We start from the raw sequence: 25028 nt of genomic DNA, 5'->3' as shown, positions 1-25028 counted from the left end.
CGCCGCGGTTGCCTCCTCCTCTTGCCCGACCCGGTGAAACTGTCCCTGCTCATCACGGGCGCACCCGACGTCACTGTCACCGGCTTCGCCCTCGACCACCGCAAGGTCGCCCCCGGCACCGTGTTCGGCGCCTTCGAGGGCGCGCGCTTCAACGGCGAGGACTTCATCCCCCAGGCCATCGCCAACGGCGCGGTCGCCGTCGCGGCGCGTCCCGAGGCCGTGGTCGACGGCGCCTACCACATCGCCGATGCCGAGCCGCGCCGCCCGTTCGCCCAGGCCGCCGCCCGCTTTTTCGCGCCGTTCCCTGAAACCGTCGTCGCCGTCACCGGCACCAACGGCAAGACCTCGACCGCCGAGCTGACGCGACAGCTGTGGCGGCTCGCCGGCCATCCTGCCGCCAGCATCGGCACGCTGGGCGTCACCACCGCGACCGACCAGGTCTCGACCGGGCTGACCACGCCCGACGTCGTTACCTTCCTCGCCAACATGGCCGGCCTGCAGCGCGAGGGCATCACCCACGCCAGCTTCGAAGCCTCCAGCCACGGCCTCGCCCAGTTCCGCACCGAGGGGCTGCCGGTTCGCGCCGCCGCCTTCACCAATCTCAGCCGCGACCACCTCGATTACCACGAGACGATGGAGGCCTATTTCGCCGCCAAGCTGCGCCTGTTCACCGAGGTCGTCGACGCCGACGGCGCTGCCGTGATCTGGGCCGACGATGGCGACTGGAGCGCCCGCGTCATCGCCGCCGCGACCCTCCGCGGCCTCAGGATCCTGACCGTCGGCGAGGGGGGGCACGCGATCAAGCTGGTCTCGCGGACACCGACGCAATTGGGCCAGTCGCTGGAACTGCTCGCGGGCGGCAAGACCTACAAGGTCGTGCTCCCCCTGATCGGCGCCTACCAGGCCGCCAACGCCCTGATCGCTGCGGGACTGGTCATCGCCACCGGCGGCGACGTCGCCACCACAATATCCCACCTCTCCCGCCTGTTACCCGTCCGTGGCCGCCTCGAACGCGCCGTGATCGCCCGCAGCGGTGCCCCTGTATACGTCGACTATGCGCATACTCCGGACGCTCTCGACGCCGCAATCGCCGCCCTGCGCCCCCATGTCGACGGCAAACTGATACTGGTCTTCGGCGCTGGCGGCGACCGCGACACCGGCAAGCGCCCCCTCATGGGCGCCGTCGCCCACGCTCGGGCAGACACCATATTCGTCACGGACGACAACCCCCGCTCCGAAGATCCCGCCGAAATTCGCTCGGCAATCCTCGCCGCCGCCCCCCGCGCAACCGACCTCGGCGACCGCCGCACCGCCATTGCCACCGCCATCTCCCTCAGCGGCCCCGGCGACGTCGTTCTGATCGCCGGCAAGGGCCACGAACAAGGCCAGATCATCGGCGACCGGGTACTACCCTTCGACGATGTCCAAGTTGCCCGGGAGTGCGCGGCATGACCCCAATGTGGACCGCCGACGAGATCGCCGCCGCAACCGGCGGCACGGCCTCGACCGGGTTCGATGTCGACAACGTCACCTTCGACAGCCGCGAGGTCATGGGCGGCGAACTGTTCATCGCGCTGATAGGCGAGGCGACCGACGGCCATCGTTTCGTCGAGCAAGCGGCCAAGCGCAGCGCGGCCGGGTTCCTGGTGAGCACGCCGGTCGAGGCACCGCATGTCCTGGTGCCGGACACGATGGCGGCGCTTGAGGCGCTGGGGGTGGCAGCCCGGGCGCGGAGCGGGGCGCGGATTGTCGGGGTGACCGGCAGCGTTGGCAAGACCGGGGTCAAGGAGGCACTGCGACTGTGTCTCGAGCGCTTTGCGCCGGGCAAGGTCCATGCCTCTGTGAAGTCGTACAATAATCACACCGGGGTGCCGCTGAGCCTGGCGCGGATGCCTGCTGACAGCCGGTTCGGGGTGTTTGAGATGGGGATGAACCATAGCGGGGAGTTGGCGAAGCTGACTCAGTTGGTCAGGCCGCATGTTGCGATGGTGACTTGGATCGCGAGTGCGCATCGGGAATTTTTCGCGACCGAGGAAGCGATTGCGGATGCCAAGGGGGAGGTGTTCGAAGGGCTGGAGGCAGGGGGGACTGCGATCATTCCGTACGATAGTCCGCATCGGGATCGGCTGATGGGGCATGCCGGAAAGTACGCGACGAATATGGTGACCTTTGGGGCGGAGCCGGGGGCGGATGTTCGGGCGGTGGATTTTGCGGCGTTGCCGGATTGTACGACGGTGACGGCGGATGTGATGGGGGAAAGGCTGCTTTTCAAAATTGGGCAGCCGGGAAAACATTGGCTTAACAATGCGTTAGGGGTGCTGGCGGCGGTCAGGGCGGTGGGCGGTGACCTGGCGTTGGCGGGGCTGGCGCTGGCTGAGATGACGGGGTTGCCGGGGCGTGGGCAGCGGTTCCGCACGGCCGGGCGGAGCGTCGTCATCGACGAGAGCTACAACGCCAACCCGGCGTCGATGGCGGCAGCGCTGAGCGTGCTCGGCGAGGTCAAGCCGGAGCGTGCCGGGCGGCGGCTGGCGCTGCTCGGCGAGATGCGCGAGCTGGGCGAACTGTCGAATGAATTCCACGCGAGCCTTGCCCCGATGATCGTCGCGGCGGGCGTGACGCGGGCGGTGCTGGTCGGCAAGGCGATGAGCCCGTTGGCGGACGTGCTCAAGCGCCAGATCAGCGTCCGGCTGGTCGACAGTGCGGCGCAGGCGGAGGCGGCGCTGGAGCTGGCGGCCGACGACGTGCTGCTGGTCAAGGGTTCGAACGGTGTCGGTCTCGGCGCGGTGGTAACGGCGCTCCGGGAGCAATCGGCATGATCTTTCTCGCTGCACAGGCCGTCGGCTTCGAGGGTTTGCTCAACCTTTTCAGGTACATCACATTCCGCAGCGGAGCGGCGATCATCACCGCGCTGATGATCGCGCTGCTGATCGGGCCGCGCTTCATCGCGCTGCTGCGGGTCCGCCAGGGCAAGGAGGGGCAGCCGATCCGCGAGGATGGCCCGGCGTCGCACCTGCTGACCAAGCGCGGCACGCCGACGATGGGCGGGCTGATGATCCTGATCGCCATGACCATCTCGACGCTGTTGTGGAGCGACCTGACCAACGGCTTCACCTGGGCCTGCCTGGGTGTGACGCTGGGCTTCGGCGCGATCGGTTTCATGGACGATTACGACAAGGTGACCAAGCGCAGCGCCAAGGGCGTGTCGGGCAAGGTACGGTTGTTGATGGAGTTTTTCATCGCCGGCCTGGCCGTGACGTTCATCGCCAGCAAGACCGGGACGACGCTGTACCTGCCATTCCTGAAGGACGCAGGGCTCGCGCTCGGGGTCGGCTACATCCTGTTCGCGGCGTTCATCATCGCCGGTTTCGGTAATGCGGTGAACCTGACCGACGGCCTCGACGGGCTGGCGACGATGCCGGTGATCATCGCCGCGCTAACCTTCGGAGTCATCGCATATCTGACCGGGAATATCCGTTTCAGCGACTATCTGGGGGTTCATCACGTCCCCGGTTCGGGCGAACTGGCGGTTTTCGCGGCCGCCATGATCGGCGCCTGCCTGGGTTTCCTGTGGTACAATGCGCCTCCCGCGGCGGTGTTCATGGGCGACACCGGCAGCCTGGCGCTGGGCGGCGCGCTGGGTTCGATCGCGGTGGTGACCAACCACGAGATCGTGCTGCTGCTGATCGGCGGGCTGTTCGTGCTGGAGACGGTCAGCGTCATCGTCCAGGTCGTCAGCTTCAAGACGACGGGCAAGCGGGTGTTCCGCATGGCGCCGCTGCACCATCATTTCGAGCATCTCGGCTGGAGCGAGTCGACCGTGGTGATCCGGTTCTGGATCGTCTCGATCGTGCTGGCGCTGGCGGGGCTGGCGACGTTGAAGCTGCGGTGAGTTTCCTGCTCGCCTTCCGGTCTGCTCCCTTCCCGGAACGGGAAGGGCTGGGGATGGGTCTTGCGCGAGGTCGGTCTGCCGAGCCTGTTCCAAGTCCCACCCCCGTCCCCTCCCGTTCCGGTAGGGGTGCAGAAAAGTGATCACCGCCCGCACCTTCGCCGGCAAAACCTATGGCATCTACGGCCTCGCGCGCTCCGGGCGCTCGACCGCGGCCAGCCTCATCGCCTCGGGTGCCACCGTCCTCGCCTGGGACGACGGGGAAGCGGCGCGCGCCGCCTATGACGGCCCGCTCACCGACCTCCACGCCGCCGACCTGAGCAAGCTCGACGCGCTGGTCGTCTCCCCCGGGGTGCCGCACGAGGCGCCGCTGTTCCAGAAGGCGCTTGCCGCCGATATCCCGGTCATTGGCGACATCGAGCTGTTCGCGCTCGCCCGGCCCGAGCTGCCGGCGCACCGGGTCGTCGGGATCACCGGCACCAACGGCAAGTCGACGACCACGGCGCTGATTCATCACATCCTCGAGACCGCCGGCGTCCCGACCCGCATGGGCGGCAACATCGGCCTGCCGATCCTGTCGCAAGCGCCGCTTCCCGCAGGCGGCGTCTATGTTCTCGAACTGTCGAGCTTCCAGATCGACCTGACCTACAGCCTCGACTGCGACGTCGCGGTGCTGCTCAACATCACCCCCGACCACCTCGATCGCCACGGCAACTTCGCCGCCTATGCCGCTGCCAAGGGCCGGCTGTTCGAGATGCAGTCGCCGAGCCACCATGCGGTGTTCGCCAGCGACGACCACCCCAGCGCCGAGATTTCCCGGAACGCCCCCGGCATCCATGTGTGGTTCGACGCCGAGGACTTCGGCGACCAGCGCAAGTGGCCCAATCTGCAAGGTCCGCACAACATCCAGAACGCCGTCGCCGCCAGTGCCGCGGCCCGCGCGCTGGGCATCGCGCCCGCCGATATCGAGCGCGGCTTCCAGACCTATGCCGGACTGCCGCACCGCATGGAGCGCGTCGCCGAAGTGGACGGCGTCCTGTACGTCAACGACAGCAAGGCGACCAACCCGACCTCCACCGCACCGGCGCTGGCGGCCTATCCGCATATCCACTGGATTGCGGGTGGCCTCGCCAAGACCGACGAGCTCGACGCCTGCCTTCCCCATCTCGGCCATGTACGGGTTGCGTATCTTATCGGCGCCGCTGCGCCGCTGTTCGGTCGCCTCCTCGACGGGAAAGTCCCTGTCGTGCAGGCGGGCACGCTCGAACGCGCCATTGCGCTCGCTGCGGCAGCGGCCGGTCCCGGCGATACCGTCATGCTGTCGCCGGCCTGCGCCTCCTACGACCAGTTCAAGGATTACGAAGCGCGCGGAGCGGCCTTTCGCGCCGTCGTCGAAGCACTTAAGAGCGAACCACTCAGGGACGGGGCAGGCGGGGAATGACGGCGTTTTCGCGTAACGATCGCACGACGGTTGGTCGCTGGTTCTGGACGATCGACAAGCTGTTGCTGTCGCTGGTCCTGCTGCTGATCGGTTGCGGCATCATCGCCGTCGCCGCCGCGTCGCCCGCCGCCGCGCACCGCTATTCGGGCGGCTCGATCCACGTCGACGAGCTGCATTATTTCAAGCGCCAGATCCTGTGGGTGCTGGCCGGCGTGCCGCTGATGCTCGGTGTCTCAATGCTGCCGATCGCCTGGGCCAAGCGCGTCTCGATCGGGCTGACGGTGTTCTTCATCGGCTGCCTGTTCCTGGTGCCGTTCGTCGGGGCTGAGGTCAACGGCGCGGTGCGCTGGATCTCGCTGCCGGGCTTCCAGTTGCAGCCATCGGAGTTCCTAAAGCCGGTCTTCATCGTCACCAGCGCGTGGCTGCTCAGCGTCCGCTTCGACGACAAGTCGATCCCGACGATGCAGCTGTCGTTCGGCATGCTGGTCATCGTCGGCGCGCTGCTGGTCAAGCAGCCCGACTATGGCCAGACGGCCTTGTTCGCCGCGGTCTGGCTGTGCCAGGCGATTTTGGCGGGGATGAGCCTGACGGTGGTCGGCGGCGCGGTGCTGACCGGCGTCGGCGGGCTGGCGCTGGCCTATGCCTTCGTGCCGCACGTCACGCTGCGCATCGACAAGTTCCTGACCGGCGGCGGCGACACCTACCAGATCGACCGCGCGCTCGACTGCTTCAAGGCGGGCGGGCTGTTCGGGGCCGGTCCCGGCGAAGGCCAGATGAAGTTCAAGCTGCCCGAGCCGCACACCGACTATATCTTCTCGGTGATCGGCGAGGAGTTCGGCGCGATCGCCTGCATGATGCTGGCGGTGCTGTACCTGGCGATCGTCGTCCGTGTCCTGCTCCAGCTGCTCGACGAGGAGGAGCCGTTCATCTTCCTGGCGGCCGCCGGGTTGGTGACGCAGTTCGGCCTGCAGGCGATGATCAACATGGCGGTCAATCTCAAGCTGATGCCGTCGAAGGGCATGACTTTGCCGTTCATCAGCCACGGTGGGTCGTCGTTCCTGGCGCTGTCGCTGGGCATGGGATTGTTGCTGGCGCTGACGCGGCGCAACCGCTTCCTCAAGTCGTCGCCGTATCTCACGCCGCTGCGTAGCGTCTCATGAGCTTCTTCGTCGTCGCGGCGGGTGGGACCGGGGGCCATATGGTCCCGGCGCACGTGCTTGCGATGGAGTTGGGCGCGCGCGGCCACAAGGTCGCGTTGATGAGCGACGCTCGCGGCCTGCGCTTCCCCGGGCTGTTCCACGGCGTCGAGAAGCGGGTCGTCGACTCCGCCAGCATCGGCGGGCTGAACCCGCTCAACTGGCTGAGCGGGTTGATGGCAGTGGCGCGCGGCCGCGGCGACGCGCGGGAGTTCATGCGCGAGTATAATGTCGCCGCGGTGATCGGCTTCGGCGGCTACCCGGCGGTGCCGGCCTTGCTGGCGGCGGCGTCGCTGGGGCGGCCGGCGATCCTGCACGAGCAGAACGCGGTCTTCGGGCGGAGCAACCGGCTGCTGGCCGGACGCGTGGCGCGGATCGCCACCAGCTTTGCGGTGACGCGGCGCCTGCCCGACAAATATGCGGGCAAGACCGTGGTGATCGGCAACCCGGTGCGCGACGAGGTGCGTGCGTTGGGGCAGCAGCCCTATGCCGCGCCGGCGGCAGGCGAGCCGCTGCATATCCTGGTCACCGGCGGCAGCCAGGGCGCCAGCATCCTGTCGCGCGTCGTTCCCGCCGGGCTGGCGCTGTTGCCGGCGGAAGTTCGGGCGCGGTTGCGCGTCGTCCACCAGGGCCGACCGGAGGATCTGGAGAACGCGCGCGTGGCGTATCACGCCGCCGGGATCGCGGCCGAGATGGCGACCTATCTGGCCGACCTGCCGGAGCGCATCGCAGCGGCGCACCTGGTGGTGGCGCGGGCCGGGGCCTCGACCATGGCCGAGCTGGCGGTGATCGGCCGGCCGGCGATCCTGGTGCCGTTCGCCGCCGCGATGGACGACCACCAGACGGCAAATGCCGCGGAATTCGTCAACGCGGGTGGCGGGCCGGTGCTGACGGAGACGCAATTCACGCCGTTTGCGCTGTCCCAGGCGATTGTTTCGCTGACATCGTCACCGGCAACGCTGGAAAATGCGGCGCGTGCCGCTAAGAGCGTCGGTCGCCCGGATGCGGGCGCGCGGCTCGCCGACCTGGCAGTCGCACTCGGGGGCGCAGCATGAGCGGTTTTGCCAAGGATATCGGCACCATCCATTTCGTCGGGATCGGCGGCATCGGCATGTCCGGCATCGCCGAGGTGATGTGCAACCTGGGCTTTACCGTCCAGGGCAGCGACGTCGCCGAGGGCTATGTCATCCAGGGCCTGCGCGACAAGGGCATCCAAGTGATGATCGGCCATGACGCGGCCAACCTCGGCACTGCCGCCGTGGTGGTGACCTCGACGGCGATCAAGCGCAGCAATCCGGAGGTCGCGGCGGCCCTGGAGGCGCGCATCCCGGTGGTGCGGCGCGCGGAAATGCTGGCCGAGCTGATGCGGCTGAAGTCGACGGTCGCGGTGGCGGGGACGCACGGCAAGACGACGACGACCTCGATGATCGCGGCGCTGCTCGATGCCGGCGGGCTCGACCCGACGGTGATCAACGGCGGCATTATCAACACCTATGGCTCGAACGCCCGGCTGGGCGCGGGCGAGTGGATGGTCGTCGAGGCGGACGAGAGCGACGGCTCGTTCCTGCGGCTGGGCGGCACGATCGGCGTGGTGACGAACATCGATCCGGAGCACCTGGATCACTATGGCGACTTCCAGAAGGTCCGCGATGCCTTCGTCGAGTTCGTCGAGCATGTGCCCTTCTACGGCGCGGGTGTGCTGTGCATCGACCATCCCGAGGTGCAGGCGATGCTGCCGCGCGTGTCGGACCGGCGGGTGGTGACGTACGGCTTCTCGGCGCAGGCCGATGTGCGCGGCGAGAACGTCGTGCCGGGCGAGGGCGGCAACCGCTTCGACGCGGTGATCCGGGCGCGCGACGGGGGCGAGCGGCGGATCGAGGGCCTGATGCTGCCGATGCCGGGGCGGCACAATGTCCAGAACGCGCTGGCGGCGGTGGCGGTGGCGCTGGAGCTCGGGCTGAGCGATGCGGCGATCATGACCGGCTTTTCCAAGTTCGGCGGGGTCAAGCGGCGCTTCACCAAGGTCGGCGAAGTCGATGGGATCACGGTCATCGACGATTATGGGCACCACCCGGTCGAGATCAAGGCGGTGCTGTCGGCAGCGCGCGAGGGTGCGAGGGGGCGCGTGCTGGCGGTCGTCCAGCCGCACCGGTTCACGCGGTTGCGCGACCTGATGGCGGACTTCCAGACGGCGTTCAACGATGCCGACGGGGTGTGGGTCGCGCCGGTCTACACCGCGGGCGAGACGCCGATCGAAGGCGTCGATGCGGAGGCGCTGGCGAATGGGCTGAAGCGGGCCGGGCATCGGCTGGTGTCGACGGTCGACAGTGCCGACGCGCTGGCCGTGGCGATGGCGGCGGAGGCGCGGCCGGGGGACATGATCGTGTGCCTGGGGGCCGGTGACATCACCAAATGGGCCGCCGGGCTGGCGGCGGGGATAGCGGCCGTGCGGGCGGCTGGATGACGGCGGCATCGCTTCCGTCGGTGCGCGGTCGGCTGACCGCCGATGCGCCGCTTGCGCCGCTGGTCTGGTTCAAGACGGGCGGCCGCGCGGAGTGGCTGTTCGAGCCTGCCGATGGCGAAGATCTGGAAGCCTTCATCACCGCGCTGCCGCCTGAGTTACCGGTGCGAGCGCTCGGCCTTGGCTCGAACCTCATCGTTCGCGACGGCGGCCTGCCGGGCGTCACGGTGCGCCTCGGCAAGGCGTTCTCGACGGTAACGGTGGACGGCAATTGGTTGCTGTGCGGAGCCGGTGCGCCGGGCATCCTTGTCGCCAGCACGGCGCGCGATCACGGACTGGCGGGCCTCGAGTTCCTGCGTGGCATCCCCGGCACGGTCGGCGGCGCGGTCAGGATGAACGCGGGTGCCTATGGCCGCGAGGTCGCCGACACGCTCTGCGATGCGACGATACAGCTGCGCGAGGGCCGCGTCAGGGTGTGCGACGTCGGCGCGCTGGGCTATCGCTATCGTCATTCCGACCTGCCCGACGACGCCATCGTCACCGGCTGCAGCTTCTATGCGACGCCCGGCGACAAGGCCGTCATCAGCGCGGAGATGGACCGCATCGCCGCCGAGCGCGAGGCGTCGCAGCCGCTCAGGTCGCGCACCGGCGGCTCGACCTTCAAGAACCCGCCCGGCCTCAAGGCGTGGCAGCTGGTCGACGACGCCGGGTGCCGGGGCCTGATGGTCGGCGGCGCGCAGGTCAGTGAGAAGCACACCAATTTCCTGATCAACACCGGCACCGCGACCAGCGCCGACATCGAGGCGCTGGGCGACGAGGTCCGCGCCCGGGTGCTGGCCAATTCCGGCGTCGAGCTGGAATGGGAAATCGAACGTATCGGCAAATTCCTGGAGAAGGCCGCATGAAGGTCGCGGTCCTGATGGGTGGCTGGTCGAGCGAGCGCGAGGTCTCGCTGACCTCCGGCCGCGGCATCGCGGCGGCGCTGGAGCACCTTGGCCATGACGTCACCGTCATCGACATGGGCCGCGACGTTGCGCAGAAGCTGAGCGCGGCGGCCCCCGACGTGGTGTTCAACGCCCTGCACGGCACCCCCGGCGAGGACGGCAGCGTCCAGGGCCTGCTCGACCTTATGGGCCTGAAATACACCCACTCCGGCCTGACCGCCTCGGCCATCGCGATCGACAAGGAGCTGACCAAGCGCATCCTGACCCCGCTCGGCATCCGCATGCCCGGCGGCCACGTCGTCAGCTCGGCCAGCCTGTACGAGGGCGACCCGATCCCGCGCCCCTACGTCCTGAAACCCGTCAATGAGGGCTCCAGCGTCGGCGTCGCCATCGTCACCGACAGCAGCAACTACGGCAACCCGATCGCGCCGGGCGCCGAAGGACCGTGGCAGCATTTCGACAGCCTGCTCGCCGAACCCTTCATCGCCGGGCGCGAACTCACGGTAGCAGTCCTCGACGGCGAGGCCCTGGCCGTCACCGAACTGACCACCGCGCAGGGCTTCTACGACTATGAGGCCAAGTACAGCGAGGGCCGCACCGTCCACACCTGCCCGGCCGACCTGCCCGCCGATGTCGAGGCCAGTGCGCTGAAGATGGCGCTCGCGGCGCACGAGGCGCTCGGCTGCCGCGGCACCTCGCGCTCCGACTTCCGCTATGACCCGGCGCAGGGCGAGGCCGGTCTGTACCTGCTCGAGGTCAACACCCAGCCCGGCATGACGCCGCTCAGCCTGGTGCCCGAACAGGCCAAATACCGCGGCATCTCCTACGACCAGCTCGTCGCCCGCATCCTCGCGAGTGCGCGATGACACGAACGGTCCAGCGCCGCGGCGCCCCCCAGAAGAAGCCCGCCAAGCGCAAGCCGACCCGCGCGTCGACGGCGCCCCCGGCGCGCATGGTCACCCTCCCGGTCGCCCCCCGCCGCTTCTACACACGTGTCGCCGCCGGCTTCGCGGTGCTGCTGATCGTCGGCGCAGGGGTCACCGTCACGCTGATGGGCCTGCCGGCGCGCTGGTGGCAGAAGACCGCGGTCGCCGCCGCCGATGCCGGCTTCGAGGTCCGCCATGTCGAGGTTTCGGGCGTCCGCAACATGCCGCGCCTGCCGGTCTATACTGCTGCCCTCGACGGTGCGACCAACTCGATGCTGCTGGTCAACCTGGGTGAAGTCCGCGCCCGGCTGATGGCGCTGCCCTGGGTCGCCGATGCCAGCGTAGGCCGCCGCCTGCCGGATACGCTGGTCGTCGATGTCGTCGAGCGTCGCCCGATCGCACTGTGGCAGTATCAGCACCGGCTCGCCGCCATCGACCGCACCGGCCAGCCGCTGACTTTCGAACGGCTCGACCGCTTTCCCGACCTGCCGATGGTCGTCGGGCCGGGCGCCAACACGCGGGCGCACGACCTGCTCGACACGCTGGCCAACCATCCCGCCGTCGGCCGCCAGGTCTATGCCGCGACGCTGGTCGGCCAGCGCCGCTGGGACCTGCGCTTCAAGACCGGCGAGACGCTGGCGCTGCCCGAAGGCGACGAGCCCGCCAACAAGGCGCTGGTCCAATTCGCCATGGCGGAGCGCGCCACCGGCCTGCTCGGCAAGGGTTTCGTCCGCTTCGACATGCGCAGCCCGGGCAAGATGACCGTGCGCGGCGAAGGCGTCCGCGACGCCATCCTCAACGCGCCGAAGCCGGCCAAGGGACTGACCATATGACGCCGCCCAGATCGACCCGGGGTGAGCGCACCGTCGCCGTGCTCGACGTCGGCACCTCCAAGGTCGCCGCGCTGATCGCGATGATCTCGCCCGACGGCAGCCCCCGCGTCATAGGCGTCGGGCAGCGCGTGTGCGTCGGCCTGCGTCGCGGGCTGGTCGCGGACATGGAGAAGACCGAAAGCGCGATCCGCGCGGCGATGGACCAGGCCGAGCGCAACGCCGGCGTCCAGGCCGAGGACGTCTACGTCAACCTGTCCGCCGGCGGCCTCGACAGCCATGTCACGGGGGTCGAGATCGACATCGGCGGCGCGCGGATCATCAAGGACGACATGGACCGGCTGACCCAGGCCGGTCGCGCCCGCATCGATCCCGGTGCGCGCACCGTGCTGCACGCCTCGCCGGCGCTGTACACCATCGACGGGCTGACCGGCGTGTCGAACCCGCTGGGCTTCCACGCCGACCGGCTCGGCATGGACATCCATATCGTCACCGCGGAGACGCCGCCGATCCGCAACCTCGACCTCGCGGTGCGCAGCGCGCACCTGGGCGTCCGCACGATGGTCGCCTCGCCGGTCGCCGCGTCGCTGGCCTGCCTGGGGCGCGAGGAACGCGAGCTGGGTGTCGCCGTCGTCGAGATCGGCGCGGGCGTCACCAATATCGCCGTCCATGCCGGCGGCCAGCTGGTCGGCGTCGCGACCTGCCCGACGGGCGCGAACGACATCACCAACGACATTGCCGCGGCCTTTGCCACCCGCCGCATCCATGCCGAGCGGTTGAAGGTGCTGCACGGCGCCGCAATCACCAGCCCCAAGGACAATCACGAAACGCTCGAAATCCCGCCGATGAGCGAGGATGACAATGCCGAGCCGCTGCGCATCCCCAAGGCGCAGATGATCGGCGTCATCCGCCACCGTCTCGACGCGCTGTTCGGCGAAGTGGCGCGGCAATTGGCCGAGATGGGCTATACCGGCCCGCAGGCGCGCCAGGTCGTGCTGACCGGTGGCGGCGCGGAGTTGCGGGCGATCACCGATTTCGCGCAAGGTGTACTGGGTAAATCGGTGCGGCTGGGCCGGCCGCGCGGGTTGACCGGACTGCCGGAAGCGCAGTCGGGTTGCGCCTTCGCGACGCTGGCCGGACTGGCCCTGTTCGCCGCCGAGGACCTGCCCGACCTGTACAACCGCCGCGAGCCCAAGGCACCCCCGGTGTCGATCAAGCCAAGCGGCGGCTGGGGCGGAATGTTCGGAAAATTGAAAAGCAGTATTTGAACGGCACACGCAATCGGTGGTATCCGCACTGCGAGGGAGATACGAGATGTTGGAACTGCAACGACCCGAGCTGACCGAGCTCACGCCACGAATTACGGTCATCGGTGTCGGCGGTGCCGGCGGTAATGCCGTCACCAACATGATCAACGCCCAGCTCCAAGGCGTTGACTTCGTTGTGGCGAATACCGACGCGCAGGCGCTTCAGGCGTCCAAGGCCGAGACCCGCATCCAGCTCGGATTGAAGATCACGCAGGGCCTTGGCGCCGGTTCGCGACCCGAGATCGGGCGCGCCGCGGCCGAAGAAACCATCGATCAGCTCGAGGCCAGCCTCGAAGGCTGCCACATGTGCTTCATCACCGCCGGCATGGGCGGCGGCACCGGCACCGGCGCGGCGCCCGTCGTGGCTCGCGCGGCGCGTGAGAAGGGCATCCTGACCGTCGGCGTCGTCACCAAGCCGTTCGCCTTCGAGGGTCTGAAGCGCATGCGCTCCGCCGAGGAGGGCATCCTTGAACTGCAGAAGCACGTCGACACGCTGATCATCATCCCGAACCAGAATTTGTTCCTGATCGCCAATGCCAACACGACCTTCAAGGAAGCGTTCAGCATGGCCGACCAGGTCCTGCACCAGGGCGTTCGCGGCATCACCGACCTGATGATCATGCCGGGCCTGATCAACCTCGACTTCGCAGACATCCGCACCGTCATGTCCGAGATGGGCAAGGCGATGATGGGCACCGGCGAAGCGTCGGGCGAGCGTCGCGCCATCGAGGCCGCCGAAAAGGCCATTGCCAACCCGCTGCTCGACGAAGTCTCGATGCGCGGTGCCAAGGGTGTCATCATCAACATCACCGGCGGCGACGACCTGCGCCTCCACGAAGTCGACGAGGCCGCGACCCACATCCGCGAGATGGTCGATCCCGAGGCCAACATCATCGTCGGTTCGGCGTTCAACCCCGACCTCAACGGCTCGATGCGCGTCTCGGTCGTCGCCACCGGCATCGACGTCGTGGCGCGGACGCCCAGCGTCGCTGCGCCGGCACGCGGCCAGACGCAGTTCAGCGTCCCCGGCAAGGCGTTCAACGAGCCGGTCGTCGCGGTGCCGGGACGTGCATCGACGACTGCACCGGAGCCGGTTGCCACGCCGATCGCCGCCGCCGTCGCGCCGGAGCCCGAGCCCGAAGTCGCCGCGCGCGACACCGCCCCGGCCGAGGAACTCGACCTGTCGGTCGCCGAGCGCATCGTCGATCCGGCGCCTGAGTCGATGACGAGCTTCACGCCCCGCGCCCCCGCCCCCGTCGTGAAGATCCGCGAGCCGGAGCCAGAGGAGGAGCCGGAGCCCGAGCCGCAGTCGCTGTTCCAGAAGATGCTCAACCTCAGCCGCGGCAAGCCCGCCGCCCGTCCGCAGACGCTGGCACCCGAGCCGACGCGCCAACCCTCCGCCGGTACGGACGTCGAGATCCCGCCGTTCTTCAAGCGGCAGGTCAACGAATAGCGCGGACGACTCTTCCTTCCCCCTCCCCCACGGTGAGCGTCTTCGCGAACCGAGAGTGGGGAGGGTCGGGGTGGGAGCGCCGCTTGGCGTCCCTCTTTCGAGTCTAGGAACCCCCACCCCAACCCTCCCCACTCTACGCATCGCGTGGGGGAAGGGGGCAGAAAGCAAGGCCGTACGAGAGCGGCCAAGCTGGCCTTTATGCCGTCGTAACGGCCTCCCGCCACCTCGCACATGGCATTCGCCCGTCGCACCCGCCTAGCAATGGCGTGTCGACGACGGCTGCTCCCCCGCTGCCGCCGTCCCCATCGAGGACCGCGCAATGCAAGATCTTGTCTGGATCGGCGTCACCACCGGGCTGGCGCTGCTGACCTTTGCCTATATCGCCCTGTGCGACCGGGCTTGAAGGCATGACTATCGACCTTTGGCTCGGCGGCCTGACCGCTATCGCCCTGCTGGCCTATCTCGTGGCGGTGCTCGTCCGCCCCGAGCGGTTCTGAGTGGGGTATCCCCATGAATTTGCAGGGCTGGCTGCTCATCATCCTGTTCACCGCGCTGGTCGCGGCGATGGCGAAACCGTTCGGACTATGGCTGTTCACGCTGCTCGAAGGGCGGCGGACGTGGCTGCACCCGGTGCTCGCCCCGGTCGAGCGCGGCTTCTATGCTGCTGCCGGGGTCAGGCCGGAGGTGACGCAGGGCTGGCGGCGCTACGGCGTCCATATGCTGGCGTTCAACATCGCCGGGCTGCTGCTGACCTATGCGATCCTGCGCCTGCAGGATGTGCTGCCGCTCAACCCGCAGGGGCTGCCGGCGCTGGCGCCGCACCTGGCGTGGAACACCGCGGTCAGCTTCACCACCAACACCAACTGGCAGAGCTATGGCGGCGAATCGACGATGTCGCAGTTCAGCCAGATGGTCGGGCTGACGATCCATAACTTCGTTTCCGCCGCCACCGGCATCGCGCTCGCCTTCGCGCTGATCCGCGGGTTTGCCGGCAAGCAACTGGCGGGCGTCGGCAATTTCTGGGCCGACCTGACGCGGGTGACGCTGTACCTGCTGCTGCCGGCGTGCGTCGTCTATGCGCTGGTGCTGCTGTCCGCCGGCGTGCCGCAGACCTTCACCGGGTCGGTTGTCGCGACGACGCTGGAGGGTGCGAAGCAGACCATCGCGCTCGGGCCGGTGGCGTCGCAGGAGGCTATCAAGATGCTCGGCACCAATGGTGGCGGCTTCTTCAACGCCAATTCCGCGCACCCGTTCGAGAACCCCAACGCGCTGACCAACCTGTTGCAGATGCTGTCGATCTTCGCGCTCGGGTCGGGACTGACCTACACTTTCGGCAAGGCGGTCGGTAACACCCGTCAGGGCTGGGCGATCCTGACCGCGATGCTGGTGCTGTTCTTCGCCGGCGCGTCGGTAAGCTATTGGGCGGAGGCCGCGGGCAACCCGATCCACCATGCGCTGGGCATCGCCGGCGGCAACATGGAGGGCAAGGAGGTGCGCTTCGGCATCGCTGCGTCGGCCTTGTTCGCGACCGTCACCACGGCCGCCTCGTGCGGCGCGGTGAACGCCATGCACGACAGTTTCACCGCGCTGGGCGGCATGATCCCGCTGTTCAACATGCAGCTCGGCGAGATCGTCATCGGCGGCGTCGGGGCGGGGCTGTACGGCATGCTGCTGTACGTCATACTGTCGGTGTTCGTCGCCGGGCTGATGGTCGGCCGCACGCCGGAGTACGTCGGCAAGAAGATCGAGGCGCGCGAGGTCAAGCTCGCGGTGCTGGCGATCGCCGTGCTGCCGCTGGTCATCCTCGGGTTCACCGGGCTGGCGGCGGTGTCGAAGGACGGCCTCGCGGGCCTGGCGAACCAGGGGCCGCACGGCTTTTCGGAGATGTTGTACGCCTTCACCAGCGCCGTCGCGAATAATGGCTCGGCCTTTGCCGGGCTGACCGCGAGCACGCCCTTCTACGACGGCCTGCTGGGTGTCGCGATGTGGCTGGGGCGGTTCTTCGTCATCGTGCCGATGCTCGCCATCGCCGGATCGCTGGCGGCAAAGCGCGCCATTCCTGCCTCCGCCGGGTCGTTCCCGACCACCGGGCCGCTGTGGATCGGCCTGCTGATGGCCGTGATCCTGATCGTCGGTGGCCTGACCTTCCTGCCTTCGCTCGCCCTCGGACCCATCGCCGAACACATCGCGATGCTCCGCGGCCAGCTGTTCTAAGGAGCCGAAATCATGGCCCGCGCCGCTTCACAATCACTGTTCACCGCCGAATTGCTCGGCCCCGCCGTCGTCGCCAGCTTCGCCAAGCTCGACCCGCGAACGCTGGTCCGCAACCCGGTGATGTTCGTCACCGCCGTGATCGCGGTGCTGGTCACCGTCATGCTGGTCACCGGCATCGGCGGCGGCAGCACCGGCTTCAAGGGCCAGCTGGTGTTCTGGCTGTGGCTCACCGTCATCTTCGGCAATTTTGCCGAGGCGCTGGCGGAGGGACGCGGCAAGGCACAGGCCGCCTCGCTGCGCGCCACCAAGGGCGAGCTCAGCGGCAAGCTGCTGACCGGCGTCGGCAGGACCTGGGAGAACGTCCCCGCCTCGCGCCTGTCGGTCGGCGACATGGTGCTGGTCGAGAATGGCGACCTGATCCCGGCGGACGGCGAAGTCGTCGAGGGCGTCGCCTCGGTCAACGAGGCCGCGATCACCGGCGAAAGCGCCCCCGTCATCCGCGAGGGCGGCGGCGACCGCTCCGCCGTTACCGCGGGAACTCGCGTCGTCTCCGACTGGCTCAAGATCCGCGTCACCGCCGGTCCGGGCCAGGGTTTCCTCGACCGCATGATCGCGCTGGTCGAGGGTGCCGAGCGCCAGAAGACCCCGAACGAGATCGCCCTGACCATCCTGCTCGTCGGGTTGACGATCATCTTCCTGATCGCGGTCGGCACCATTCCGATGTTCGCGGCCTATGCCGGCGGCGCGGTGCCGGTCGTCATCCTGTCGGCGCTGCTGATCACGCTGATCCCGACGACGATCGCGGCGCTGCTGTCGGCCATCGGCATCGCCGGCATGGACCGGCTGGTGCGCTTCAACGTGCTGGCCAAGTCGGGGCGTGCCGTCGAAGCGGCCGGTGACATCGACGTGCTGCTGCTCGACAAGACCGGCACCATCACCATCGGCGACCGCCAGGCGACCGAGTTCGTGCCCGTCGGCGGCACCTCGATCGCTGACCTCGCCGAGGCTGCGATGCTCGCCAGCCTCGACGACGAGACGCCGGAAGGCCGCTCGATCGTCGTGCTGGCGCGCGAGAAATACGGCGTCGCCGACCTCGCCCGTCCCGCCGGAGCGGAAGCGATCCCGTTCACCGCCCAGACCCGCCTGTCGGGCATCCGCTTCGGCGACACGCTGATCCAGAAGGGCGCGGTCGACTCGGCGCTCAAGACCTCGACCGTCGACAGTGCTGAGATCCGCAAGGTCACCGACGATATCGCCCGCGCCGGTGGCACCCCGCTGGCGGTGGTCCGCAACGGACGGCTGCTCGGGGCGATCTACCTCAAGGACATCGTCAAGGCCGGCATCCGCGAGCGCTTCACCGAACTCCGCAAGATGGGCATCCGCACGGTGATGATCACCGGCGACAACCCGCTGACCGCCGCCAGCATCGCCGCCGAAGCCGGGGTCGACGACTTCATCGCCCAGGCCACCCCGGAGGACAAGCTGGCGTACATCCGCAAGGAACAGGTCGGTGGCCGGCTGGTCGCGATGTGCGGCGACGGCACCAACGACGCCCCGGCACTGGCGCAGGCCGATGTCGGCGTGGCGATGAACACCGGCACGCAGGCGGCACGCGAAGCCGGCAACATGGTCGATCTCGACTCCGACCCGACCAAGCTCATCGAGATCGTCGGGCTGGGGAAGCAGCTGCTGATGACCCGCGGCGCGCTGACGACCTTCTCGATCTCGAACGACGTCGCGAAGTATTTCGCCATCCTGCCGGCGATGTTCATCGTGCTCTATCCGGGCCTCGGCATCCTCAACGTCATGCACCTGGCGACGCCGACCAGCGCCATATTGTCGGCGATCGTCTTCAACGCGGTGATCATCCCGATGCTGGTGCCACTGGCGCTGAAGGGCGTCACCTACCGGCCGATCGGCGCGGGACCGCTGCTGGCACGCAACCTCGGCATCTACGGCCTTGGCGGGCTGATTGCGCCGTTCGTCGGCATCAAGCTGATCGACATCGCGGTTTCCGGCCTCGGCCTGGCATAAGGACGCATTTCATGGGTAACGATTTTCTCACCGCCATCCGGCCCGCGCTGGTCATGGTCGTGCTGTTCGCGCTGCTGCTGTGCGGGGCCTATCCGCTGGCGATCCTGGGTATCGGGCAGGCGGTGATGCCGCATCAGGCGAACGGCAGCCTAATCGTCGACAAGGGTGTCGTGACGGGTTCGGAGTTGATCGGCCAGTCGTTCGCCAATGCGCGTTATTTCAATTCGCGACCCTCGGCAGCGGGCAAGGGCTATGACGCGGCGGCCTCGTCGGGCTCCAACCTCGGGCCGACGTCGAAGGCGCTGGCGGAGCGCATCAAGGGCGACATCGCGCTGCGCCGGTCGCAAGGCATGACCGGCGACATTCCCGCCGACCTCGTCACTGCCTCGGGCTCGGGCCTCGATCCCGACCTGTCGCCCGCCGCCGCGCTCATCCAAGTGCCGCGTGTGGCGACTGCTCGCGACCTGCCACAGCCGCAGGTCCGCAAGCTGGTCGAGGATGCCGTTGTCACGCCCACCATCGGCCTGATCGGCGAGTCGCGCGTCAACGTCCTGATGCTCAACCGCGCCCTCGACAGATTGGCTCCGCCCTCCTAGTTAGTGGATGACACTAACTAGGAGCCGACGGATGGCCCGGACCGTTTCCGCCAGCGAAGCCAACCAGAACTTCTCCCGCCTGCTGGGCGAGGTGGAAACGGGCGAGGTCATCACCATCGAACGCCGTGGCAAGCCGATTGCCAAGCTGGTGCCGACCGAAGATGACGCACGCGCTCGTCGGATCGAGGCGGGTGAACGGATGATCGCTTATTTCCGGTCGCAGCCGGGCTTTGTCACCGGGCCTTGGACGCGCGAAGACTTGTATGACCGTCACAGCAAATTCAACACTGACGACAAGTGATGCGCATAGCGTTCGACAGTAACATCCTTGTCTATTTCGCCGACGGCAGGGTGGTTCCCGGTGATGCGGCCAAGATTGAGCAAGCTCAGGATCTCTATCTGAAGCTGCTCAAGGTCGCAGATCTGTTCGCGCCGATACAGGCTTTGGGGGAAGCCTTGCATGTCATGGTTCGCAAGTCGGGCTTCTCCAGCCAGAAGATCGACACCATGTTCGAGCAGTGGCTGGTCGGGTTCAGTCCCCTGCCGACTGAGGTGACCACCCTCAGGTCTGCGCTGTCGATCGTTCGCGACCACGGCCTTCAACATTGGGACTCCGTCATCATCGCGGCTTCATCCGAGGCCGAATGCGCCATCCTCCTCTCCGAGGACATGCAGCACGGCTTCGTCTGGCGCGGGCTGACCGTGATCAACCCGTTCGCAGACGATCCTCACCCGCTGCTCGCGTCGCTGCTTTGACCGAGGCGGATCGTCCGGCCCCCGAGGCATTCCTCGAAGCGGCGGCGCAGGAGGGGCGGGGCCGCCTCAAGGTCTTCCTGGGTGCGGCGCCCGGCGTCGGCAAGACCTATGAGATGCTGCTCGACGGCGCCGAGCGGGCGAGGAACGGCGACGACGTCGTCATCGGCGTGGTCGAGACGCATGGCCGGGCCGAGACCGAGGCACTGACCCGCCCGCTCGAAACCATTCCGCGCCGGAGCATCGCCTATCAGGGCCGGACGCTCAGCGAGATGGACCTCGACGCGATCCTGGCGCGACAGCCCAAGCTGGTGCTGGTCGACGAGTTGGCGCACACCAACGCGCCGGGCAGCCGCCATCCCAAGCGCTACCAGGACGTCGAGGAACTGCTCGCGGCCGGCATCGACGTATTCTCGACGATCAACATCCAGCACGTCGAGAGCCTCAACGACATCGTCGCCAGCTTCACGCGCGTTCGCGTTCGCGAGACGGTGCCTGATCGCATGCTCGACACCGCCGAGATCGAGATCGTCGATATTCCACCCGACGAGCTGATCGAACGGCTCAAGGCCGGCAAGGTCTATGTCCCGGAGGAAGCGTCGCGAGCGCTCGGGCATTTCTTCTCGAAATCCAATTTGCAGGCGTTGCGCGAACTGGCGCTGCGCCGCGCGGCGCACGTCGTCGATGCCCAGATGCTCGACTATGTCCGCGCGCACTCGCTGGCCGGGACGTTCGCGGCGGGCGAGCGGGTGCTGGTCGCGGTCAGCGAACTGCCGAGCGCGCCGCAACTGGTCCGCGCCGCCAAGCGCCTCGCCGATGCCCTGCGCGCGCCGTGGACCGCGATCCATATCGAGACGCCGCGCAGCCAGACGCTGGGGCCGGTCGACCGCGCCCGGCTGTCCGACACGCTGGCGCTGGCGGCACAGCTCGGCGCGGTGACCGTGTCGATCCCGGCGCGCAATGTCGTCGACGGCTTGCGCGGCTATGCGCTGGAAGCGCGGACGACGCAGATCGTCATTGCCAAGTCGACGCGGTCGCGCTGGTTCCAGTTGCGCCACGGCTCGGTCGTCGACCGGCTGGTGCGCGAGACGCCGGGCATCGCGGTCCATGTCCTGCCTTCGGAGGAGGGGGTCGCCAAGATCGAGCCGGTGCTGCGGTCCCGAGCGCCGGTCGAGCCCCGCGCCTACGCCGTCGCGCTTGGCCTGGTCGCGGCGATCACGCTGATCGGGCGGCTGATCGAGCCACTGGTCGGGGCCTCGCCGATCGACCTGCTTTACCTGTTGCCGGTGATGGCGGTGGCCAGCCTGTTCGGGCTGCGCGCCGGCCTCGCCACCGGGGTGGTCGCGTCGCTGGCGTATAACTTCTTCTTCCTGCCGCCGATCTACACATTCACGGTCAGCGACCCGAGCAACGTCCTGACCTTCATCATCCTGCTCGGTGCGGCGGGCATCACCAGCCGCCTCGCCGGTGGCGTGCGTATCCAGGCCGACCTTGCCGCGAGCAGCGCCCGCCAGAACGCCGCGCTGGCCGGGTTCGCGCGGCAGCTGATCGGCGCGTCGACCGCGGTCGAGCTGGGGCAGGCGGTGTGCGCCGAGATCGCGCGGCTGTTCGACGCCCATGTCGTCCTGCTGTTGCCCGGGCCCGCCGGATTGGTCGTCAAGGCCGCTTATCCGCCCGACGGGACCCTCGGCGAGATCGAATTGGCGGCGGCGAGCTGGGTCCTCGATCGGGGCCAGGCGGCGGGGCGAGGGGCCGAGACACTGCCGGCGGCCGACTGGCTGTTCCAGCCGCTGCGCACTTCGACCGGAGTGATCGGCGTGCTCGGCCTGGCGCGGGAAGACGGCGGCGACCCGGTGCGGTCGGACCGCATGCCGCTGCTGCTCAGCCTGCTTGACCAGTCGGCGCTGGCACTGGAGCGGCTGCGCTATGCCGCCGACATGGCCGACGTGTCGCGGCTGACCGAGCGTGACCGGTTGCGCGCCGCGCTGCTGTCGTCGCTGGGCCATGACCTGCGGACGCCCTTGACCGTCATTGCCGCGTCGGTCGCCGAGCTGCGACCGCATGCCGTCGCGGAGCCGTTGCACCACATCGTCGAGACCCTCGACAACGAGACCCAGCGGCTGGCGCGCTTCGTCGCCAATTTGCTCGACATGGTCCGGGTCGAGGCGGGCAGCATCCGCCTCAACCTGGAAGCGGTCGACCTGGTCGATGCGATCGCCAGCGCCTCGCACGACCTGCGCCGCTCACTGGCCGGGCATGCGCTGGTGCTCGACGTCGCGCCCGACCTGCCGCTGGTCCGGGTCGATCCGCAGCTATTCCATCACTGCCTGATCAACCTGCTCGACAATGCCGGCAAATACTCCGACCCGGGATCGCCGATCGATATCGTCGCCAGGCGGACACGCGAGGCGCTGACCCTGTCCATCCTCGACCAGGGCCCGGGCCTGCCGCCGGGACGCGAGACCGCGGTGTTCGAGACCTTCTCGCACCTCCAGGGATCGGACCGGTCGAGCGGTGGCACCGGCCTGGGCCTTGCCATCGTCAAGGGCTTCGCCGAGGCGATGGGCATCGGGGTCGCGGCAATCGACCGCGACGAGCCCCGCGGCGCGAGCTTCACGCTGACCTTTCCCGAAAGCCTGCTGGTCCGCACCGTCGATCCGGACGCGGCGCCATGACCGCGCCGCGCAAGGTGCTCGTCGTCGACGACGAGCCGCAGATCCGCCGGCTGCTGAAATCCGCACTGGCGCGCGCCGCCTATGCGGTGGTCGAGGCGGATACGGCGCGCGCGGCACTGGCGGCGGTCGATATCGACCGCCCCGACGTCATCCTGCTCGACCTCGGCCTGCCCGATCGCGACGGGCTGGAGCTGATCCCGCTGATCCGCGCCAAGAGCGCCGCGCCGCTGATCGTCATCTCCGCACGGACCGCGACGGACGAGAAGGTCAGCGCGCTCGACCTCGGTGCCAGCGATTACCTCACCAAGCCGTTCGATACCGACGAACTGCTCGCCCGGGTGCGCAGCGCATTGCGCCATACGGCGGCCGGCGATGCGCGCGCCGGGCCTCTCGTGGTCGGCGATGTCCAGATCGACCTGATGGCCCGCCTCGTCCACCGCGGCGGTGCCGAGGTGCACCTGACGGCGCGGGAATACGCCGTGCTCGCCGAGCTCGCCGCCTTTCCTGGGCGCATTGTCACTCATGCACAGTTGCTTACGGCGGCATGGGGTGGGGCGTACCGCGACAATGTCGAATATCTGCGCGTAGTGGTACGCAACCTTCGCCTCAAGCTGGAGGCCGATCCGGCGACGCCGCGCTTAATCGTCAATGACCTCGGCATCGGTTATCGGTTGATGACATTGTGACAATCTGTTGCTCGCAAGGATGAGTTGGCGCGATCCGGCTGGACAGATGCAATGAATTCTTTAATTCTGGCGAAACGTGTTCAGCGTCACTTGAAGAAACATGGGGATTTTCGATGCAGTGGTTGAAGGCGATTACAGTTGCAGCCGTGATGGGCGTGTCGAGCGCTGCTTCGGCCCAGGCTCCCGCCGCGCCGGCCTCGCCGCCCAGCGGCATGCACCCGGTCCTGATGGGCCTGACCAGCACCTCGTTCGAGGACGGCGGGATCCTGCCTGACCGCTACACCGCCAAGGCCGTGCCGCCTGGTGGTTCGCCGGCGCTCGCCTGGACCAGCGCCCCGGCCGGGACCAAGAGCTTCACGCTGGTCATGCACGACAGCGACGTCGTCGTCGGCAAGAGCACCGCCGACAATACCCATTGGGTCGCCTTCAACATCCCGGCGACCACGACCTCGCTGCCGGAGGGCGTGCCGAAGGTGCCGACGCTGCCGGACGGCACCGTGCAGATCAAGGTGCAGGGGCCCTATGGCTATCGTCCGCCCGGCGCGCCGGCCGGCGTCTATCACCACTATATCTTCGAGATCTACGCGCTGGACACCAAGCTCGACCTGACTGCCGAGGCGACGCGGGTCGACGTCATGAAGGCGATGGACGGCCATGTCCTCGACCGCGGGACGCTGGTCGGGCGCTTCCACCGCTAGCCTCGACGACGATCGCGGCAAAGCTGCGGCAGGCGGGCGACATGTCGGTGCGGTGAGTGAGCCACAGGCGGCTTACCGCACCGGCGTCGTCGAGTGGCCGATGGACCAGATTGCCCAGGCTGAGCGCCGCCAGCGAGCGCGACAGCACGGTCAGCCCGAACCCTGCCGCGACCAGCCCGAGCAGCGTCGCCAGCCCGCTGACCTCCTGCACGATGCGGGGCTCAAAGCCCGCCTCGCGGCACAGGCGGGCAAAATGCTCGTTGAAGCCGGCGCCGGAGTTGGGGTCGTAGAGCACGAACCCTTCACCCGCGAGGTCGGCGATACGCAGCGGCTTGCGCCCGTCCGCCAACGGGTGGTCGTCGCGCATCGCGACCAGCAGCTGCTCCTCCAGGATGACGGTGGTGACCAGCGGCGAGGGCAGGATAGGCGGGTTGGCGCCCCGGATGAAGCCAATGTCGAGGCTGTGGTCGACCAGCCCGGCGATCTGCTCGCTGCGCGACATTTCCTCGAGTTCGAGATGGACGGCGGGGAAACTGGCGCGGAATTCGAACAGCGCCTTGGCGACGATCGGCGTGAACGGGGTCGAGCTGGCGAAGCCGATCGCGAGGTCGCCGATCTCGCCGCGCTGGGCGCGCTGGGCGGTGGCGACGGCATGGTCGGCCTGCTCGATGCAGCGCCGCGCCTCGACCAGGAAGACGCGACCGACGTCGGTGAGCTGGACGCGCCGGCTGGTGCGCTCGAACAGCTCGACGCCCAGCTCCTGCTCCAGCCGCATGATTTGCTGGCTCAGCGGTGGCTGCGAAATGCCGAGGCGTTCGGCGGCGCGACCGAAGTGCAGCTCGTCGGCGACAGTGACGAAATAGCGAAAACGACGCAACTGCACGATCAGGTCGCCTCCGCTATCGATCGACGCTCATCATGTATTGGA

Annotated in this window: 22 protein-coding genes; 21 read left to right on the top strand and 1 reads right to left on the bottom strand. The window is 68.2% G+C overall.

Going from position 1 to position 25028, the window contains the following annotated elements; all coding sequences use genetic code 11:
* The first annotated feature begins 33 nt into the window (after positions 1–33).
* The 21 genes from ACOFKW_RS00765 (at position 34) to ACOFKW_RS00665 (ending at position 24100) form a co-directional block, all read left to right on the top strand.
* A complete protein-coding gene (locus ACOFKW_RS00765; protein ID WP_419815447.1) occupies positions 34–1452 on the top strand; it encodes a UDP-N-acetylmuramoyl-L-alanyl-D-glutamate--2,6-diaminopimelate ligase in 1419 nt (472 codons plus the stop codon).
* A complete protein-coding gene (locus ACOFKW_RS00760) occupies positions 1449–2816 on the top strand; it encodes a UDP-N-acetylmuramoyl-tripeptide--D-alanyl-D-alanine ligase (protein WP_419815446.1) in 1368 nt (455 codons plus the stop codon). Before ACOFKW_RS00765 ends, ACOFKW_RS00760 begins: the two co-directional genes overlap by 4 nt.
* Complete coding sequence (gene mraY, locus ACOFKW_RS00755) at positions 2813–3889, top strand: phospho-N-acetylmuramoyl-pentapeptide-transferase (protein WP_419815445.1); 1077 nt, start codon at positions 2813–2815, stop codon at positions 3887–3889. The genes ACOFKW_RS00760 and mraY overlap by 4 nt, the downstream gene beginning before the upstream one ends.
* A 136-nt stretch (positions 3890–4025) precedes the next feature.
* Positions 4026–5327 carry a UDP-N-acetylmuramoyl-L-alanine--D-glutamate ligase gene (gene murD, locus ACOFKW_RS00750; protein WP_419815444.1) on the top strand — a complete coding sequence of 434 codons (1302 nt, stop codon included), beginning with the start codon at positions 4026–4028 and terminating at the stop codon, positions 5325–5327.
* Positions 5324–6487 (top strand): FtsW/RodA/SpoVE family cell cycle protein, encoded by a 1164-nt coding sequence (locus ACOFKW_RS00745; protein WP_419815443.1) that lies wholly within the window; start codon positions 5324–5326, stop codon positions 6485–6487. The genes murD and ACOFKW_RS00745 overlap by 4 nt, the downstream gene beginning before the upstream one ends.
* Positions 6484–7578: an undecaprenyldiphospho-muramoylpentapeptide beta-N-acetylglucosaminyltransferase gene (gene murG, locus ACOFKW_RS00740; protein ID WP_419815442.1), complete on the top strand. Its 1095-nt coding sequence runs from the start codon at positions 6484–6486 to the stop codon at positions 7576–7578. Before ACOFKW_RS00745 ends, murG begins: the two co-directional genes overlap by 4 nt.
* Complete coding sequence (murC, locus tag ACOFKW_RS00735) at positions 7575–8987, top strand: UDP-N-acetylmuramate--L-alanine ligase (protein ID WP_419815441.1); 1413 nt, start codon at positions 7575–7577, stop codon at positions 8985–8987. The genes murG and murC overlap by 4 nt, the downstream gene beginning before the upstream one ends.
* Positions 8984–9889, top strand: coding sequence for a UDP-N-acetylmuramate dehydrogenase (murB, locus tag ACOFKW_RS00730; protein ID WP_419815440.1), 906 nt, complete (start codon positions 8984–8986; stop codon positions 9887–9889). Before murC ends, murB begins: the two co-directional genes overlap by 4 nt.
* Complete coding sequence (locus ACOFKW_RS00725) at positions 9886–10794, top strand: D-alanine--D-alanine ligase (RefSeq protein ID WP_419815439.1); 909 nt, start codon at positions 9886–9888, stop codon at positions 10792–10794. Before murB ends, ACOFKW_RS00725 begins: the two co-directional genes overlap by 4 nt.
* Complete coding sequence (locus ACOFKW_RS00720) at positions 10791–11687, top strand: cell division protein FtsQ/DivIB (RefSeq protein WP_419815438.1); 897 nt, start codon at positions 10791–10793, stop codon at positions 11685–11687. The genes ACOFKW_RS00725 and ACOFKW_RS00720 overlap by 4 nt, the downstream gene beginning before the upstream one ends.
* The gene (gene ftsA / locus ACOFKW_RS00715) at positions 11684–12952 is read left to right on the top strand and encodes a cell division protein FtsA (protein WP_419815437.1); all 1269 of its coding nucleotides are present in this window, start codon (positions 11684–11686) and stop codon (positions 12950–12952) included. Before ACOFKW_RS00720 ends, ftsA begins: the two co-directional genes overlap by 4 nt.
* Before the next feature lie 46 nt (positions 12953–12998).
* Positions 12999–14444: a cell division protein FtsZ gene (gene ftsZ, locus ACOFKW_RS00710; RefSeq protein WP_419815436.1), complete on the top strand. Its 1446-nt coding sequence runs from the start codon at positions 12999–13001 to the stop codon at positions 14442–14444.
* Between the two features lie 407 nt (positions 14445–14851).
* Complete coding sequence (gene kdpF / locus ACOFKW_RS00705) at positions 14852–14941, top strand: K(+)-transporting ATPase subunit F (RefSeq protein ID WP_419815435.1); 90 nt, start codon at positions 14852–14854, stop codon at positions 14939–14941.
* 13 nt (positions 14942–14954) lie between these two features.
* Complete coding sequence (gene kdpA / locus ACOFKW_RS00700) at positions 14955–16658, top strand: potassium-transporting ATPase subunit KdpA (RefSeq protein WP_419815434.1); 1704 nt, start codon at positions 14955–14957, stop codon at positions 16656–16658.
* 12 nt (positions 16659–16670) lie between these two features.
* Entirely contained in the window at positions 16671–18692 is a 2022-nt protein-coding gene (gene kdpB, locus ACOFKW_RS00695; protein ID WP_419815433.1) for a potassium-transporting ATPase subunit KdpB, read from the top strand.
* Between the two features lie 11 nt (positions 18693–18703).
* Positions 18704–19288 (top strand): potassium-transporting ATPase subunit KdpC, encoded by a 585-nt coding sequence (gene kdpC / locus ACOFKW_RS00690; protein ID WP_419815432.1) that lies wholly within the window; start codon positions 18704–18706, stop codon positions 19286–19288.
* A gap of 31 nt (positions 19289–19319) precedes the next feature.
* On the top strand, positions 19320–19589 hold the full coding sequence (locus ACOFKW_RS00685; protein WP_419815431.1) for a type II toxin-antitoxin system Phd/YefM family antitoxin: 270 nt from the start codon (positions 19320–19322) through the stop codon (positions 19587–19589).
* Positions 19589–20044, top strand: coding sequence for a PIN domain-containing protein (locus tag ACOFKW_RS00680; protein WP_419815430.1), 456 nt, complete (start codon positions 19589–19591; stop codon positions 20042–20044). The genes ACOFKW_RS00685 and ACOFKW_RS00680 overlap by 1 nt, the downstream gene beginning before the upstream one ends.
* Positions 20041–22716, top strand: coding sequence for a DUF4118 domain-containing protein (locus ACOFKW_RS00675; protein WP_419815429.1), 2676 nt, complete (start codon positions 20041–20043; stop codon positions 22714–22716). Before ACOFKW_RS00680 ends, ACOFKW_RS00675 begins: the two co-directional genes overlap by 4 nt.
* Positions 22713–23402, top strand: coding sequence for a response regulator (locus tag ACOFKW_RS00670; RefSeq protein WP_419815428.1), 690 nt, complete (start codon positions 22713–22715; stop codon positions 23400–23402). Before ACOFKW_RS00675 ends, ACOFKW_RS00670 begins: the two co-directional genes overlap by 4 nt.
* A gap of 113 nt (positions 23403–23515) precedes the next feature.
* A complete protein-coding gene (locus ACOFKW_RS00665) occupies positions 23516–24100 on the top strand; it encodes a YbhB/YbcL family Raf kinase inhibitor-like protein (protein WP_419815427.1) in 585 nt (194 codons plus the stop codon).
* Here the strand turns inward: ACOFKW_RS00665 and ACOFKW_RS00660 are convergent.
* Positions 24036–24983 (bottom strand): LysR substrate-binding domain-containing protein, encoded by a 948-nt coding sequence (locus tag ACOFKW_RS00660; protein WP_419815426.1) that lies wholly within the window; start codon positions 24981–24983, stop codon positions 24036–24038. The two genes, ACOFKW_RS00665 and ACOFKW_RS00660, sit on opposite strands and share 65 nt — an antisense overlap.
* Between the last annotated feature and the right edge of the window lie 45 nt (positions 24984–25028).

Origin of the sequence: Glacieibacterium sp., from assembly GCF_965200405.1 — a bacterium.
Taxonomy (GTDB): Bacteria; Pseudomonadota; Alphaproteobacteria; order Sphingomonadales; family Sphingomonadaceae; genus Glacieibacterium.
Note: the sequence above shows the minus strand (reverse complement) of the source record. Positions and strands in the feature narration are given on the sequence as shown.